The organism is Hydrogenophaga aquatica (assembly GCF_054780915.1).
Map to the genome: position 1 here is coordinate 138158 of NZ_BAAGVK010000015.1, position 13243 is coordinate 151400.

16 protein-coding genes are annotated in these 13243 nt (G+C 66.4%); 11 read left to right on the forward strand and 5 right to left on the reverse strand.

Features of this window, described 5'->3' with window-relative positions:
* Positions 1 to 34: 34 nt before the first annotated feature.
* Positions 35 to 421, forward strand: coding sequence for a carboxymuconolactone decarboxylase family protein (locus ACYVHH_RS13250; RefSeq protein ID WP_460565646.1), 387 nt, complete (start codon positions 35 to 37; stop codon positions 419 to 421).
* A gap of 20 nt (positions 422 to 441) precedes the next feature.
* Here the strand turns inward: ACYVHH_RS13250 and ACYVHH_RS13255 are convergent, their stop codons facing one another.
* Both ACYVHH_RS13255 and ACYVHH_RS13260 read right to left on the reverse strand, forming a co-directional pair.
* Complete coding sequence (locus ACYVHH_RS13255) at positions 442 to 1038, reverse strand: hypothetical protein (protein WP_460565647.1); 597 nt, start codon at positions 1036 to 1038, stop codon at positions 442 to 444.
* 32 nt (positions 1039 to 1070) lie between these two features.
* A complete protein-coding gene (locus ACYVHH_RS13260) occupies positions 1071 to 1625 on the reverse strand; it encodes a LuxR C-terminal-related transcriptional regulator (RefSeq protein WP_460565648.1) in 555 nt (184 codons plus the stop codon).
* 106 nt (positions 1626 to 1731) lie between these two features.
* Here ACYVHH_RS13260 and ACYVHH_RS13265 point away from each other — a divergent pair, with 106 nt between their 5' ends.
* Genes ACYVHH_RS13265 through ACYVHH_RS13275 form a run of 3 tightly spaced genes read left to right on the forward strand, consistent with a single transcriptional unit; the run spans position 1732 to position 4023 of the window.
* On the forward strand, positions 1732 to 2436 hold the full coding sequence (locus ACYVHH_RS13265; protein ID WP_460565649.1) for a CoA transferase subunit A: 705 nt from the start codon (positions 1732 to 1734) through the stop codon (positions 2434 to 2436).
* Between the two features lie 14 nt (positions 2437 to 2450).
* On the forward strand, positions 2451 to 3089 hold the full coding sequence (locus tag ACYVHH_RS13270) for a CoA transferase subunit B (RefSeq protein ID WP_460565650.1): 639 nt from the start codon (positions 2451 to 2453) through the stop codon (positions 3087 to 3089).
* Positions 3090 to 3108: 19 nt separating this feature from the next.
* Entirely contained in the window at positions 3109 to 4023 is a 915-nt protein-coding gene (locus ACYVHH_RS13275) for a patatin-like phospholipase family protein (RefSeq protein ID WP_460565651.1), read from the forward strand.
* A 16-nt stretch (positions 4024 to 4039) separates the two neighbouring features.
* Here the strand turns inward: ACYVHH_RS13275 and ACYVHH_RS13280 are convergent, their stop codons facing one another.
* Genes ACYVHH_RS13280 through ACYVHH_RS13290 form a run of 3 tightly spaced genes read right to left on the reverse strand, consistent with a single transcriptional unit; the run spans position 4040 to position 7436 of the window.
* Positions 4040 to 4705, reverse strand: a complete 666-nt coding sequence (locus tag ACYVHH_RS13280; protein ID WP_460565668.1) for an RluA family pseudouridine synthase — start codon at positions 4703 to 4705, stop codon at positions 4040 to 4042.
* Positions 4706 to 4752: 47 nt separating this feature from the next.
* Complete coding sequence (gene recJ, locus ACYVHH_RS13285) at positions 4753 to 6489, reverse strand: single-stranded-DNA-specific exonuclease RecJ (protein ID WP_460565652.1); 1737 nt, start codon at positions 6487 to 6489, stop codon at positions 4753 to 4755.
* Positions 6486 to 7436, reverse strand: a complete 951-nt coding sequence (locus tag ACYVHH_RS13290; protein WP_460565653.1) for a phosphoglycerate mutase — start codon at positions 7434 to 7436, stop codon at positions 6486 to 6488. The genes recJ and ACYVHH_RS13290 overlap by 4 nt, the downstream gene beginning before the upstream one ends.
* Before the next feature lie 50 nt (positions 7437 to 7486).
* Between ACYVHH_RS13290 and ACYVHH_RS13295 the strand changes: the two genes are divergently transcribed.
* The 7 genes from ACYVHH_RS13295 to soxY all read left to right on the forward strand — a co-directional run.
* Positions 7487 to 8743: a lipoprotein-releasing ABC transporter permease subunit gene (locus ACYVHH_RS13295; RefSeq protein ID WP_460565654.1), complete on the forward strand. Its 1257-nt coding sequence runs from the start codon at positions 7487 to 7489 to the stop codon at positions 8741 to 8743.
* Positions 8736 to 9428: a lipoprotein-releasing ABC transporter ATP-binding protein LolD gene (gene lolD, locus ACYVHH_RS13300; RefSeq protein WP_460565655.1), complete on the forward strand. Its 693-nt coding sequence runs from the start codon at positions 8736 to 8738 to the stop codon at positions 9426 to 9428. The genes ACYVHH_RS13295 and lolD overlap by 8 nt, the downstream gene beginning before the upstream one ends.
* Positions 9429 to 9517: 89 nt before the next feature.
* Positions 9518 to 9943, forward strand: coding sequence for an ArsR/SmtB family transcription factor (locus ACYVHH_RS13305; RefSeq protein ID WP_460565656.1), 426 nt, complete (start codon positions 9518 to 9520; stop codon positions 9941 to 9943).
* On the forward strand, positions 9936 to 11279 hold the full coding sequence (gene soxC, locus ACYVHH_RS13310; RefSeq protein WP_460565657.1) for a sulfite dehydrogenase: 1344 nt from the start codon (positions 9936 to 9938) through the stop codon (positions 11277 to 11279). Before ACYVHH_RS13305 ends, soxC begins: the two co-directional genes overlap by 8 nt.
* On the forward strand, positions 11279 to 12370 hold the full coding sequence (locus tag ACYVHH_RS13315) for a c-type cytochrome (RefSeq protein ID WP_460565658.1): 1092 nt from the start codon (positions 11279 to 11281) through the stop codon (positions 12368 to 12370). The genes soxC and ACYVHH_RS13315 overlap by 1 nt, the downstream gene beginning before the upstream one ends.
* 67 nt (positions 12371 to 12437) lie before the next feature.
* The gene (locus ACYVHH_RS13320) at positions 12438 to 12767 is read left to right on the forward strand and encodes a c-type cytochrome (RefSeq protein WP_460565659.1); all 330 of its coding nucleotides are present in this window, start codon (positions 12438 to 12440) and stop codon (positions 12765 to 12767) included.
* A 49-nt stretch (positions 12768 to 12816) separates the two neighbouring features.
* Positions 12817 to 13243: thiosulfate oxidation carrier protein SoxY (gene soxY / locus ACYVHH_RS13325; RefSeq protein WP_460565660.1), on the forward strand; the 427-nt coding region annotated here is incomplete at its 3' end.

Genomic DNA, 13243 nt, shown 5'->3' on the forward strand with positions numbered 1-13243 from the left:
CGCGCACAGTCAACTTCCCGCAGGAGAACCCACCATGAGCATCACCGGAGACAAGGATTTCGACAAAGGCCTGGCCATGCGCAAGCAGGTGATGGGCGAGGATTTCGTGGAGCGCGCCTTCAGCGGGCTCACCGAGTTCACCGCGCCGCTGCAGCAGTACATCACCCGCAATGCGTGGGGCGACGTGTGGCAGCGTCCGGGGCTGGATTTGAAGACCCGCAGCCTGGTCACCGTAGCCTTGCTGACGGCCATGGGCAAGCAGCATGAGCTCAAGGGGCATGTGCGCGGCGCGCTGAACAACGGCGCCACACCGCAGGAGATTCAGGAAGTGCTGTTGCACGCCAGCATCTATTGCGGCCTGCCCACGGCGGTGGAGGCGTTCCGCACGGCGGCCGAGGTGGTGGACGGCCCGAAGGGCTGAAACCCGTCTGTGGCGGCCTGTCAGTCCTGATCAACGGAAGGATGCGCTGGCGGTTCGTACTGCTTTCTCAGCCGCTCCAGTCCCTGCCGGAAGGCCTCGGCGTCGCCATGCTCAAAGAAGTGCGGATAGCGTTCGTGCGCGCCATGCAGCCGCCGCGCGTGCTTGATGGGGCACCAGTACTGCTCGGTGCGGGCCGCCACTTCGCGGGCAAAGGCCACCACGCCGTTGCCATACGAACAGTAGAAGCAGTTGAACTTCTCGATGATGTTCAGGTAGAGCAGGTCAGTGCGGTCGAACACCAGATAGTCGGCCCGGCGCACCTTGGGTATGCCGTAGATGGGGAAGCACACCGCCTGGTACACGCTGACGAACAGATCCAGCAGCAGGAAGGCTGCCCAGCCGCTGTAGATGATGGGGGCGGTGAGTACCACCGCCAGCCGCGCCCCGCGCAGGTAGTGCCACAGCCCCACCTTCTGGCGGCGCTGCAGTTCCAGAAAGCGCCCTGCCAGCGCGTTGCGGCGTTCCTCGAAGGCCGCACGCAGGCGGGCGTATTCGTCGTCCACCTGGTTTTCCAGGTCCTTGATGCGTGCCAGCAGGTCTTCCAGGGTGGGGGGCATGTCCGGTCTCCTTGAAGATGCTGCTGGCGGGGTCAACCAGCGATGAGGCGTTGTATGAGGTCGGCCGCGCTGCTGGCCTGGTACTTGCGCATCAGCCGGGCGCGGTAGATTTCCACCGTGCGCGGGCTGATGCCCAGCGCCTTGCCGATTTCCTTGGCCGTGAGGCCCTTGGTCACCAGGGCGGCCACCTCGCGTTCGCGGGCGGTGAGTTCGGCCTTGACGGGGCGGCGCGAGCTGAGGTCCTCGAAGCTCCAGATGCCGGCGGCGTGCGGGTCTTTGCGGTCCAGCGCGCGGCCGGTCACGTGGCACCAGAACAGTTCGCCCTTGAAGCGGCCGTCCACGCGCTTCATCACGCGTTCGTCGGAGTAGTGGCCCTTGGCGTTGAGGATGGGCGCGATGCGTTCGCCAATGCGTTCGTACTCGTCGGCGCTGGGGTAGAGGATCTGGAAGGACTGACCGACCAGCTGGTCGCGGCTGGCGCCGAACATGTCGCAGACAGCCTGGTTGCAGTCCACCATGGTGCGGTGGCGCGACAGCACCAGCCCCACGGGGGCCAGGTCGAAGGCCAGGCGGTAGTCGGTGTCCATGTGGCGCAGGGGTGGGCTAGGGGTTGGCCTTTAGGCAAAACTACGTATGCCGTTACGTAGTATCGTATGGTTTTACCTTTCCACCTTCAGACAGGAGCGTGCAAGCATGAACAAGGTGTACCCCAGCGCGGCCGAAGCCCTCAAGGGCGTGGTGGCCGACGGGCAACTCATCGCCGTGGGCGGCTTTGGCCTGTGCGGCATCCCCGAGGCGCTGATCGACGCGCTGCGCGACAGCGGCGTGAAGAACCTGACCGCCATCTCCAATAACGCGGGTGTCGATGGCTTCGGCCTGGGCAAGCTGCTGGAGACGCGCCAGATCAAGAAGATGATCTCCAGCTACGTGGGCGAGAACAAGGAGTTCGAGCGCCAGTATCTGGCGGGCGAGCTGGAGCTGGAATTCACGCCCCAGGGCACGCTGGCCGAGAAGCTGCGTGCTGGCGGCGCGGGCATTCCCGCCTTCTTCACCAAGACCGGCGTGGGCACGCTGGTGGCCGAAGGCAAGGAACTGCGCGAGTTCAACGGCGAAACCTACGTGATGGAGCACGCCCTGTTCCCCGACGTGGCGCTGATCAAGGCCGACGTGGCCGACCGCTCGGGCAACCTGCGCTTCAACCTGACGGCGCGCAACTTCAACCCGGCAGCCGCCACGGCGGGCAAGATCTGCATCGTGGAAGTCGAGCGCATCGTGGCCACGGGCGAGATCGCACCGGACGACGTGCACCTGCCCGGCATCTACGTGCACCGCATCGTGCACAACCCCACCCCCGAGAAGCGCATCGAGAAGCGCACCACCCGCGACCGCAAAGTTTGATCAGGAGAACAGACATGCCCTGGACCCAAGACCAGATGGCCGCGCGCGCGGCGAAAGAGCTGGAAGACGGCTTCTACGTGAACCTCGGCATCGGCATTCCCACGCTCGTGGCCAACCATGTGCCCGACCACATCGAGGTGTGGCTGCAGAGCGAGAACGGCATGCTGGGCATCGGCCCCTTCCCCTATGAGGACGAGGTGGACGCCGACCTGATCAACGCGGGCAAGCAGACGGTGACGACCATCAAGGGCTCGTCCATCTTCGGCTCCGACCAGTCCTTCGCCATGATCCGTGGCGGCAAGATCAACCTGTCCATCCTGGGTGCCATGCAGGTCACGCACAAGGGTGACCTGGCCAACTGGATGATCCCGGGCAAGATGGTCAAGGGCATGGGCGGCGCGATGGACCTGGTGGCTGGCGTCAAGCGCGTGATCGTGCTGATGGAGCACGTGGCCAAGAAGAAGGACGGCACCGAGGACCTGAAGATCCTGCCCGAGTGCACCCTGCCGCTGACCGGCAAGGGCGTTGTGGACCGCATCATCACCGACCTGGGCGTGATGGACGTGACGCCCGAAGGGCTCAAGCTCGTGGAGCTGGCCGACGGCGTGACGCGCGAGTTCATCCAGAGCAAGACGGGTGTGCCGCTGATCTGAGGCGCACACTGGGCACCCCGTGGCGAGCCAGCCGCAACGTCCCCGCATAGGCCTGGCGCTGGGCAGCGGCTCGGCGCGCGGCTGGGCGCACATCGGGGTGATCCGCGCGCTGGAGGCGGCGGGTATGCCTCCCGACATCGTGTGCGGAACCTCCATCGGTTCGCTGGTGGGGGCCGCCTACGCTGCCGGTGAACTGGACCGGCTGGAGCCCTGGGTCAAGACCCTCACCTGGCAGCAGGTGATCGGTCTGCTGGACTTCAAGATGGGCGGTGGCCTGGTGGAAGGCGGCAAGCTCGTCGACTTCTTCAAAACGCATTTCAAAGACGCGGGCATCGAGTCCCTGGCCAAACCTTATGGCTGTGTGGCGACCGAACTGTCCACCGGCCGAGAGATATGGCTGCGTGAAGGCCCGGTGATCGACGCGGTACGCGCATCGGTGGCCTTGCCGGGTTTGTTCACCCCCGCGCAGCGTGATGGCCAGTTGCTGGTGGACGGCGGTTTGGTGAACCCGGTGCCCGTTTCCCTGTGCCGGGCCATGGGGGCAGATTTCGTCATCGCGGTGGACCTGAACTGGCAATTGCTGGGGCGGCGCAACCGCGTGTCTGGCCGCATGAAGCCACCCGCTGCACCCAAGGAAGGCAAGGGCGTGGTGGATGCGATTCTGGGGCGCTTCCAGTGGCGCAACTGGCTGGGCAATGACCGCGCCGAGCAGGCCGACGCACCTTCCATGCTGGACGTGCTGTCCACGAGTCTCAACATCATGCAGGTGCGCATCACACAAAGCCGCCTGGCGGGCGAACCTGCGGACGTGGTGATCCGCCCGCGTTTGTCGGACATTGCCGCGATGGATTACCACCGGGGTGCGGCGGCCATCACCGAAGGGCGGCGTGCTGCCGAACAGGCCGTGCCGCAAATACAGGAACTGCTGGGCTGACCTCGGGCAAATCGCCTCAGAAAGGCGCAGGGCAGGTGAACTGCATGCGTTCACCGCTGACGGGGTGGGGCAGGTCCAGAAAACAGGCATGCAGCAGCAGCCGCGGCGCGGCGGCCAGCGCGGTGTCGTCTGCGTAAAGTTCATCCCCCAGGATGGGGTGGCCTATGGCCTGCAGGTGCACGCGCAGCTGGTGCGAACGGCCGGTGACGGGTTCCAGCTCCAGCCGCGTGGCTTCAATTTGGGCGTTGGCCGGCTCGGCGTGGAGGCGCCAGCGTGTGCGGCTGGGCTTGCCCAGTTCATAGTCCACCTTGCTCTTGGGGCGGTTGGGCCAGTCCACGATCAGGGGCAGGTCGATTTCGCTCCAACCGTCGGCGCTGGGCTGCGCAGGCAGGGGTGTGCCCGCCACCACCGCCACGTAGTGTTTGTGCACCTGCCGCTGCGCGAAGGCGTGGCTGAGCGTGCGTTGCGCCTTCAGCCCGCGTGCCATCACCAGCAGGCCCGAGGTGCCCATGTCCAGCCGGTGCACCACCAGCGCGTCAGGCCACAGGGCCTGGGCGCGGGCGCTCAGGCAGTCGGCATTCTCGGGGCCACGGCCGGGCACGGAAAGCAACCCGGCAGGCTTGTCATACACCAGCAGCGCGTCGTCGGCGTAAACCAGTGCAACACCTTCGGGCACAGCCATCGCCCGCCAGACCCGGGCGGCCTGCGTGACCGGTGGGCTCGCGGTGCTCAAAGCTCCGCGCCCTCCACCAGAAAGCGCACGCGGCGCTGGCCTTGCCACTCGTCGGCGTCCAGCCGGAAGGCCAGCTTCACGCGGGCGGGCAGGGGGTCCACATGGCCGAACCAGATGCCGTCCACCAGCTCCCCCGCGTGGCGCAGCCGCAGCGACAGGTGCTTCTGCCCCACCAGCCGTTGCGAGATGACGTCCACCTCCTCGCAGAACACAGGGGGCGCGAAACCCTGGCCCCACACCTGGCGCTGCAGCGTGTCCACCAGGTCCACGCGGCGGTACTGCGGGTCCAGCCGCCCGTCGGTTTCCAGGCGGCGTTGCAGGGTGGCTTCGTCCAGCCATTCGGCGGCCACCTGCTGCAGGGCCTGCTCAAAGGTGTCCAGATGTTCCTCGGCAATGGTGCAGCCCGCCGCTGCGGCGTGCCCGCCGAAGCGCAGCAGCACGCCGGGGTGGCGCTTGGCGATGAGGTCCAGCGCGTCGCGCAAGTGAAACCCCGGGATGGAGCGGCCAGACCCCTTGAGTTCGTGGCCCTTGCCTTCGGCCTGGCTGGCCGCAAACACAAAGGTGGGGCGGTGCAGCTTGTCTTTCAGGCGCGCGGCGACGATGCCGACCACGCCTTCATGGAAGTCGGGGTCGAACAGGCACAGGGCCGATGGCGGGGTGTCGGCTTCGTCCCACAGCTGTTCGGCCAGCTGCAAGGCCTGCTCGCGCATGTCGCCTTCCAGCGTCTTGCGTTCGCGGTTGATGCCGTCCAGCGTCTGGGCCAGTTCCTGAGCGCGGCTGGCGTCGTCGGTGCACAGGCATTCGATGCCCAGGGTCATGTCGCTCAGCCGCCCGGCGGCATTGAGGCGCGGGCCCAGCGCGAAGCCCAGGTCGAAGCTGGTGGCTGCCTCGGGGCGGCGTGCGGCTACCTGGAACAGTGCTGCCATGCCTGGTGGCATGGCGCCCGCGCGGATGCGCCGCAGGCCCTGCGCCACCAGGCGGCGGTTGTGCGCGTCCAGGCGCACCACGTCGGCCACGGTGCCCAGGGCCACCAGGGGCAGCAGGGCGTCGATGCGCGGTTGTGTGGACGCATCGAATGCCCCACGCGAGCGCAGTTCGGCACGCAGAGCCAGCAACACGTAGAACATCACGCCCACGCCCGCCATGGCCTTGCTTTCGAAGGGGCAGCCGGGCTGGTTGGGGTTGACGATCACGCAGTCCTGCGGCAGTTGCACTTGCCCGTTGATGACGGCGGGCAGGTGGTGGTCGGTCACCAGCACCTGCAGGCCCAGCGCGCGGGCATGCGCCACGCCGTCCACGCTGGCGATGCCGTTGTCCACGGTGACGAGCACGTCCGCCCCGCGTGCCTTGACGCGATCGGCGATGGAGGGCGTGAGACCGTAGCCGTCTGCTACGCGGTCGGGCACAAGGTAGTCGATGCGGTCATACCCCAGTGGCTGGCCCAGCATGCGCAGGCCGCGCAGGCCCACGGCGCAGGCGGTAGCACCGTCGCAGTCGTAGTCCGCCACGATGCAGATGCGCAGGCCCGCCGCCATGGCGTCGGCCAGCAGGCGCGCGGCGTCGGTGGTGCCTTTCATCTGCGCGGGGGGCAGCAGGCGCGTTAGCGCGTCGTCCAGCTCGTCGGGGTGGTGCACGCCACGCGCGGCGTACAGTCGGGCCAGCAGCGGGTGGATGCCCGCCTGCTCCAGCGCCCAGACGGCACGCGGCGGGGCGTCACGGGGGATCAGTTTCATAGGTCCTTCAGGGCGTCTTGTACGCGCGGTGCGGCGGCAGGGCGCAGCTTGCCCAGCAGGCGCTGTGTCCAGCCAGGGCGGGGCGCATCGCCAGGGGCCGTGCTTTGCCAGGTGCGGCTGCTGTGTTCGCCACACAGGGTCAGCTGCAGCGCCTCGCCGCGTTCGGCGCGCTCCAGCCATTGGTGGATTTCGGTTGCGTCCAGCGCGGCCCAGGCCTGTTGCCATGCGGCCCAGTCGCCGCGCAGAGCGGCGTGGCGCAGGCCTTGCGGTACCACGGGGGCTGGTTCGGTGGCAGGCCAGTCCGTCTGCCAGGTGCCGGTGCCGCTCAGCCAGAAGCCGTTCACGGCCGGCACACCGCGCGCTATGCGCGCGTCGTTCACGGGGTGGGTGTAGAAAAGCATCTGCGCCTCGTTCTGCAGGCGCAGCACGCGGCCGTCCCGGGGCAGCCAGGCGTCCACGCGGCGGTGGGCCACGCGGTCCAGGCTGGCGCAGGGCTGCTGCTCAAACCAGTCGCCCGTGGCCAGCCAGCGGTCAGGGGCTTCATACGTCAGGGTGATACCGTCTTCCGCGCAGAAAGGGCGCAGCGCTTCCAGCAGCGCGCGGGATTCGTCCTCTCGCAGGTCCAGTTCGCCGGGGGGCAGCAGGGTCACTTGTTCCATGCCCACGCTCCAGTGGCAGGGCGTGAACCAGGCGCTGGCCACGCCGCTGGTGCGCGCTTCCCAGGCGGCCCAAGGCAGAGTGCCGTCGGGCAGTTCTGGCCAGCCCAGGGTGCGCGCCAGGGCGCGTTCGTGCGGCGTGCTCAGGCTGTAGTTGTCGCCCCGGTCGTTGCCAGCCGGGTGCCAGCGTTGCAACAGCCGTTGCAGGCGGGGCAGTTCCAGGGTGGTCAGAGCGGCTTGGCAGGCGTCGCCGCTGGCGGCGGCAAAGGGGACGATCAGGTGGGGGGACATCCTTCGATTGTCGGGGATGCCACAATCCACGGCTGGACGAGCCCTTACCGATGCAAATCCCCTACGAATTCCTTCTGGGCTGGCGCTACACCCGCGCTGGCCGCGCCACCCGGCGCAACGGCTTCATTTCCTTCATCAGTGGTGTGTCCATGCTGGGCATTTCGCTGGGTGTGGCCGCGCTCATCATCGTGTTGAGTGTGATGAACGGCTTCCAGAAGGAAGTGCGCGACCGCATGCTGGGTGTGCTTTCGCACATCGAGGTGTTCGCCCCCGGCGGTGAGGCCATGCCCGACCCGGCGCTCACGCTGCGCGAGGTGAAAGCCAATCCCGAGGTGGTCGGTGCCGCCCCGTTCATTGCCGCCCAGGGCCTGCTGGCGCGGGGCGAGGACATGAAGGGCGCGCTCATCCGGGGCATCGACCCCGCGCTGGAGCCGCAGGTCACCAACCTGGCGGCCGACCTGGCGCAGACTGTGCTGCCGCGTTTGCAGCCCGGGCAATACGGCGTGGTGCTGGGTGGTGCGCTGGCGCGCAGCCTGGGCGTGTCGCAGGGCGACGCGGTCACGCTCATCGCACCCAGCGGGCAGCTCACTCCAGCGGGCGTGGTGCCGCGCCTGCGCCAGATGACCGTGGTGGGGGTTTTCGATTCCGGTCACTACGAATACGACTCCACACTGGCCTTCGTGCATCAGGAGGACGCGGCTCGCATCTTCCGCCTGGAAGGCCCGACCGGCGTGCGTGTGAAGATCCGCGACCTGCACGCCGCGCGCGAGGTGGCTCTGCAACTGGCAGGCACGCTCAGCGGCGACCTGCTCATCAGCGACTGGACGCGCCAGAACCGTACCTGGTTTGCCGCCGTGCAGCTGGAAAAACGCATGATGTTCATCATCCTCACGCTCATCGTGGCGGTGGCGGCGTTCAATCTGGTGTCCACGCTGGTGATGACAGTGACCGACAAGCGGGCCGACATTGCCATCCTGCGCACCCTGGGGGCCAGCCCGGCCAGCGTGATGGCAGTGTTCGTGGTACAGGGCGCCATGGTGGGCGTCATCGGTACCGGGGTGGGGCTGTTGCTCGGCCTGGGTGTGGCCTTCAACATAGACACCATCGTGCCCGCGCTGGAGCGCCTGCTGGGTGCCAGCTTCCTTCCGCAAGACATCTACCTCATCAGCCGCATGCCCAGTGACCCGCAGCGTGGCGACATCGTACCCATTGCCCTGATTTCCCTGGTGTTGGCGTTCGTGGCCACGCTGTACCCGAGCTGGCGCGCCAGCCGCGTGAACCCGGCGGAGGCGCTGCGCTATGAATGACGTGAACCAACGCCCGGTGCTGGCGGCCACCGGTCTGGTCAAGCGCTTCCATGAAGGGCGCATTGACGTGACGGTGTTGCAGGGTGTGGATCTGCAGGTGTACGCGGGCGAAACGGTGGCCATCGTGGGTGCTTCGGGTTCGGGCAAGAGCACGCTGCTGCACCTGCTGGGCGGGCTGGACGCCCCCACTGCAGGCGAAGTGCTGCTGCAGGGTGAACCCCTGCAGCGCCTGGCGCCCGCGCAGCAGGGCGTGATGCGCAACCGCCACCTGGGTTTTGTGTACCAGTTCCACCACCTGCTGCCGGAGTTCAGCGCGCAAGACAACGTGGCCATGCCCTTGTGGATACGCCGCCTGCCGCGCGATGAGGCTGCGCGAGAGGCTGCCGCCTGCCTGGAGCGCGTGGGTTTGGGGCAGCGCCTGCTGCACCGCCCGGCGGAGCTGTCGGGTGGCGAACGTCAGCGTGTGGCCATTGCCCGCGCCCTGGTGACGAAGCCCGCCTGTGTGCTGGCCGACGAGCCCACCGGTAACCTGGACCGCAGCACCGCCGACACCGTGTTCGAGCTGATGCTGACCTTGGCCCGTGAGCAGGGCACCGCCTTTGTGCTGGTGACCCACGACCAGGACCTGGCCCAGCGGTGCGACCGCATCCTGCACATGCAGCAGGGCCGCCTGACAGAGCGCTGAGGCGCTCTTTTTTTGCCGTCTGTCAGAAAAGTTCAAGCCTACGGGTTTACACTAATCCGTATATTAGCAATCAATCATATAGTTGCGGCATGAATTCCTGTTCCGCCCCTCACGCACTCGACCCGCACACCATGCAGCAGGTGTTCGAGTCGGTGGCTCGCTACTTTGGCGTGCTGGGGGAGCCCACGCGGTTGCGCATCCTGCACGCGATCTGCCAGGAGGAAAAGTGTGTCAACGACATCATCAAGGCCACCGGCATGGCCCAGGCGAACGTCTCGCGCCACCTCGGGCTGATGTACCAGGCTGGATTGCTGTCGCGCCGCCGCGAGGGCACGCAGATTTTTTACCGCGTGGCGGACCAGATGTTCGTGGAACTGTGCCGCAGCGTGACGGTGCAGGTGGTGTCTCGCATGGACGAGTTGGCGCGGGTCGGCGCGAACCAGGCCGCCAACGAGATGTTCGCCGCGCCTACTTCCATTTCCCCAGCCAATCAGAAGGAAAAAGCAAGTGTCTAAAGACCTGAGCGAAGTCATCGGGCGCGTCCTCCCGGCGCCTGAAAACCACCTTGGCCCCGAGATCATCGACCAGGCGCGCAAGGCCCGGCGCAGCTTCATGGGCAAGGCGCTGGCCATGGGCGCAGGCGCCATGACTGCCACCGCCGCAGCCACCCGTGCTGTTGCCGCCGAGGGCGAGGACGTCATCCTCAACCTGCCGGAGCACACCACAGGGCTGGGGCAGCCGGTGGCGGCGCGCGGCTATGGCATCCCGAGCAAATGGGAAGCCAACCTGCAGCGCCGTGAAAGCCCGGGCCTGACCCGCGTGTCGCAGGCGTCCGTCAGCTTCACCCCGCTGCAGGGCCTGTTCGGCATCATCACGCCCAGCGGTTTGCACTTCGAGCGTCACCACCAGGGCTGGTGGGACATCGACCCCTCCAAGCACCGCCTCATGATCAACGGCATGGTCAAGCGCGAGCGCGTCTTCACCATGGACGACCTGATGCGCCTGCCCAGCGTGTCGCGCATCCACTTCATCGAGTGCGGTGCCAACAGCGCGCCCGAGTGGGGCAACGTGGCACTGCCTTCCGTGCAGTACACGCACGGCATGGTGAGCTGTTCCGAGTTCACGGGCGTGCTGCTGTCCACCCTGCTGGAAATGTGCGGCTACGACAAGAAGAATGGCAAGTACGTGCTGGCCGAGGGTGCGGACGGTTCTTCCATGACCCGCACCATCCCCATCGAGCGCGCAATGGACGACGTCATCGTGGCCTGGGCCATGAATGGCGAGATGCTGCGCCCCGAAAACGGTTACCCCCTGCGTCTGGTGGTGCCGGGTATCCAGGGCGTGAGCTGGGTGAAGTACCTGCGCCGGATCGAAGTGGGCGACATGAAGTACGCGGCCAAGGACGAGGCTGTGCACTACATCGACCACATGCCGGACGGCACCCACCGCCAGTACACCGGTATCCAGGAGTGCAAGAGCGTCATCACCACGCCTTCTGGCAGCCAGACGCTGCTCGACCGCGGCTACTACAACATCAGTGGTCTGGCCTGGTCCGGCCGTGGCCCGATCAAGCGTGTCGACGTCAGCGTTGACGGTGGCCGCAACTGGCGCACCGCCCGCCTCGAAGGCCCCGTGCTGCCCAAGGCCCTGACCCGCTTCAACATCGACTGGGTGTGGGATGGCAAGCCCGCCGTTCTGCAAAGCCGCGCCATCGACAGCACCGGCTACGTGCAGCCCAAGATCAACCAGTTGCGTGCCGTGCGTGGCACGAAGTCCATCTACCACCAGAACGCCATCCAGAGCTGGCTGGTGTCTGAAAACGGTGAAGTCTCCAACGTGCAGGTGTACTGATGAAAAGCAAGTTGAAAAATACCTTCCAGGCCGTTGCGCTGACCGCCTCGTTCGCTGTTTTCGGCCTCGCCAGTGCGCATGCGCAGACCAAGCCCTGGCACGACATCGGGCGCAACGCCACGCCAGCCGAAGTCAAGGCGTGGGACATCGACGTCCGCCCCGACTTCAAGGGCCTGCCCAAGGGCGCTGGCTCGGTTTCCCTGGGAGAGACGGTATGGGAAGAGAAATGTGCCTCTTGCCACGGCACTTTCGGTGAGTCCAACGAGGTGTTCACCCCCATCGTGGGCGGAACCACCAAGGCCGATATCGAGCGCGGACGCGTGAAGAACCTGGAGGCAGGTTCCACCTACCCCCAGAAGACCACGCTGATGAAGGTCGCCACCGTTTCGACGCTGTGGGACTACATCAACCGCGCCATGCCCTGGAACGCCCCCAAGAGCCTCAAGACCGACGAGGTCTATGGTGTGCTGGCCTACATCCTCAGCCTGGCCGAAGTGGTTCCCGGTGATTTTGTCCTGAGCGATCAGAACATCGCCGAAGTTCAGAAGCGCATGCCCAACCGCAACGGCATGGTCTTCTACGAGCCGATGTGGCGTGTCGATGGCAAAGGCGACGTCAAGAACGTGGCCTGCATGAAAGACTGCCCGGTGGATCCTCAAGTGCGTTCGAGCCTGCCTGACTTTGCCCGCGATGCGCACGGCAACATCCAGGAGCAGAACCGTGTCATCGGTCCGGTGCGTGGCGTGGATACCACCAAACCTGCCCCCTCCGCGCCCCTGACCGGCCGCATCACCATTGCGCCGGTGGTGGTGGCCCAGGCCGCCGCTGGCGGAGCCTCGGATCCCAAGGCCCTGGTCAACAGCAACTCGTGCACCGCCTGCCACGGCATGAAGAACAAGGTCGTCGGCCCCGGCTTCACTGAAATTGCAGCGAAACACAAGGGCAAGGCCGATCTGGAAAACTATCTGGCTGGCAAGATCAAGAACGGCGGCTCGGGGGTGTATGGCGATATCCCCATGCCTCCCCAGCCGCAGCTGTCCGATGGCGACGCCACCGCAATTGCCAAGTGGATCGCCTCTGGCGCCAACTGAAGATCCGTACAAGGGGGCAGCCAACCGGCCGGCCCTCTGCCATTCACTTCACTGGAGACCTGAAACCATGAAATTCCCGATCGTATCCCTGGCAGCCGCTGCTGCCCTGCTGTCTGCCGGTGGCGCGCACGCCATGGACGCCGCAGCCGCCAAGGCCCTGGCATCCAAGAGCGCCTGCCTGGCATGCCATGCCACCGACAAGAAACTGGTCGGCCCCTCCTACAAGGACGTGGCTGCCAAGTACAAGGGCACCGACGCTGCCACGCTGGGTGCCAGCATCAAGGCGGGCGGCTCCGGCAAGTGGGGCCCCGTGCCCATGCCGGCCCAGGCTGCCCTGAAGGACGAGGACGCCAAGCTGCTGGCCGCATGGATCCTGGCAGGCGCCCCTGACAAGTGAACTCGTTCCTTTTGAACGAACCCAACAGATGTTGACCAAGGAGTTGAAAATGAACCAGAAACGCCGCACCGTACTGAAGAGCACGGGAGCGATGGCGACGCTGCTGTCGCTGGGCATTGTGACGGCCGAGCAGGCACACGCGGCGGGCCGCGCGGGATTTGATGCCAAGACGCTGGAAGAGGCGCTCAAGGCGCTGGGTGGCACGGCTGCTGCGAGCGACCAGGTGACGATCGTGTCGCCGGACATTGCGGAAAACGGTGCGGTGGTGCCGGTGGGCGCGGTGAGCAAGCTGGCCAACACGACGGAGATGTACCTGCTGGTGGAGAAGAACCCGACGCCGCTGGCGGCGGGATTCGTGATTGCGGCGGGTACCGAGGCGGACGTGCAGACGCGGCTGAAGATGGGGCAGAGCACGAACGTGCTGGCGGTGGTCAAGGCCGATGGCAAGCTGTACTCGGCGACCAAAGAGACGAAGG

Coding starts and splice junctions, on each gene's coding strand:
- ACYVHH_RS13250 (WP_460565646.1), top strand. CDS start 35: ATGAGCATCACCGGAGACAAGGATTTCGACAAAGGCCTGGCCATGCGC.
- ACYVHH_RS13260 (WP_460565648.1), bottom strand. CDS start 1,625: ATGGACACCGACTACCGCCTGGCCTTCGACCTGGCCCCCGTGGGGCTG.
- recJ (WP_460565652.1), bottom strand. CDS start 6,489: ATGAAACTGATCCCCCGTGACGCCCCGCCGCGTGCCGTCTGGGCGCTG.
- ACYVHH_RS13295 (WP_460565654.1), top strand. CDS start 7,487: ATGCAAATCCCCTACGAATTCCTTCTGGGCTGGCGCTACACCCGCGCT.
- ACYVHH_RS13255 (WP_460565647.1), bottom strand. CDS start 1,038: ATGCCCCCCACCCTGGAAGACCTGCTGGCACGCATCAAGGACCTGGAA.
- ACYVHH_RS13320 (WP_460565659.1), top strand. CDS start 12,438: ATGAAATTCCCGATCGTATCCCTGGCAGCCGCTGCTGCCCTGCTGTCT.
- ACYVHH_RS13315 (WP_460565658.1), top strand. CDS start 11,279: ATGAAAAGCAAGTTGAAAAATACCTTCCAGGCCGTTGCGCTGACCGCC.
- ACYVHH_RS13270 (WP_460565650.1), top strand. CDS start 2,451: ATGCCCTGGACCCAAGACCAGATGGCCGCGCGCGCGGCGAAAGAGCTG.
- lolD (WP_460565655.1), top strand. CDS start 8,736: ATGAATGACGTGAACCAACGCCCGGTGCTGGCGGCCACCGGTCTGGTC.
- ACYVHH_RS13265 (WP_460565649.1), top strand. CDS start 1,732: ATGAACAAGGTGTACCCCAGCGCGGCCGAAGCCCTCAAGGGCGTGGTG.
- ACYVHH_RS13305 (WP_460565656.1), top strand. CDS start 9,518: ATGAATTCCTGTTCCGCCCCTCACGCACTCGACCCGCACACCATGCAG.
- ACYVHH_RS13290 (WP_460565653.1), bottom strand. CDS start 7,436: ATGTCCCCCCACCTGATCGTCCCCTTTGCCGCCGCCAGCGGCGACGCC.
- ACYVHH_RS13280 (WP_460565668.1), bottom strand. CDS start 4,705: ATGGCTGTGCCCGAAGGTGTTGCACTGGTTTACGCCGACGACGCGCTG.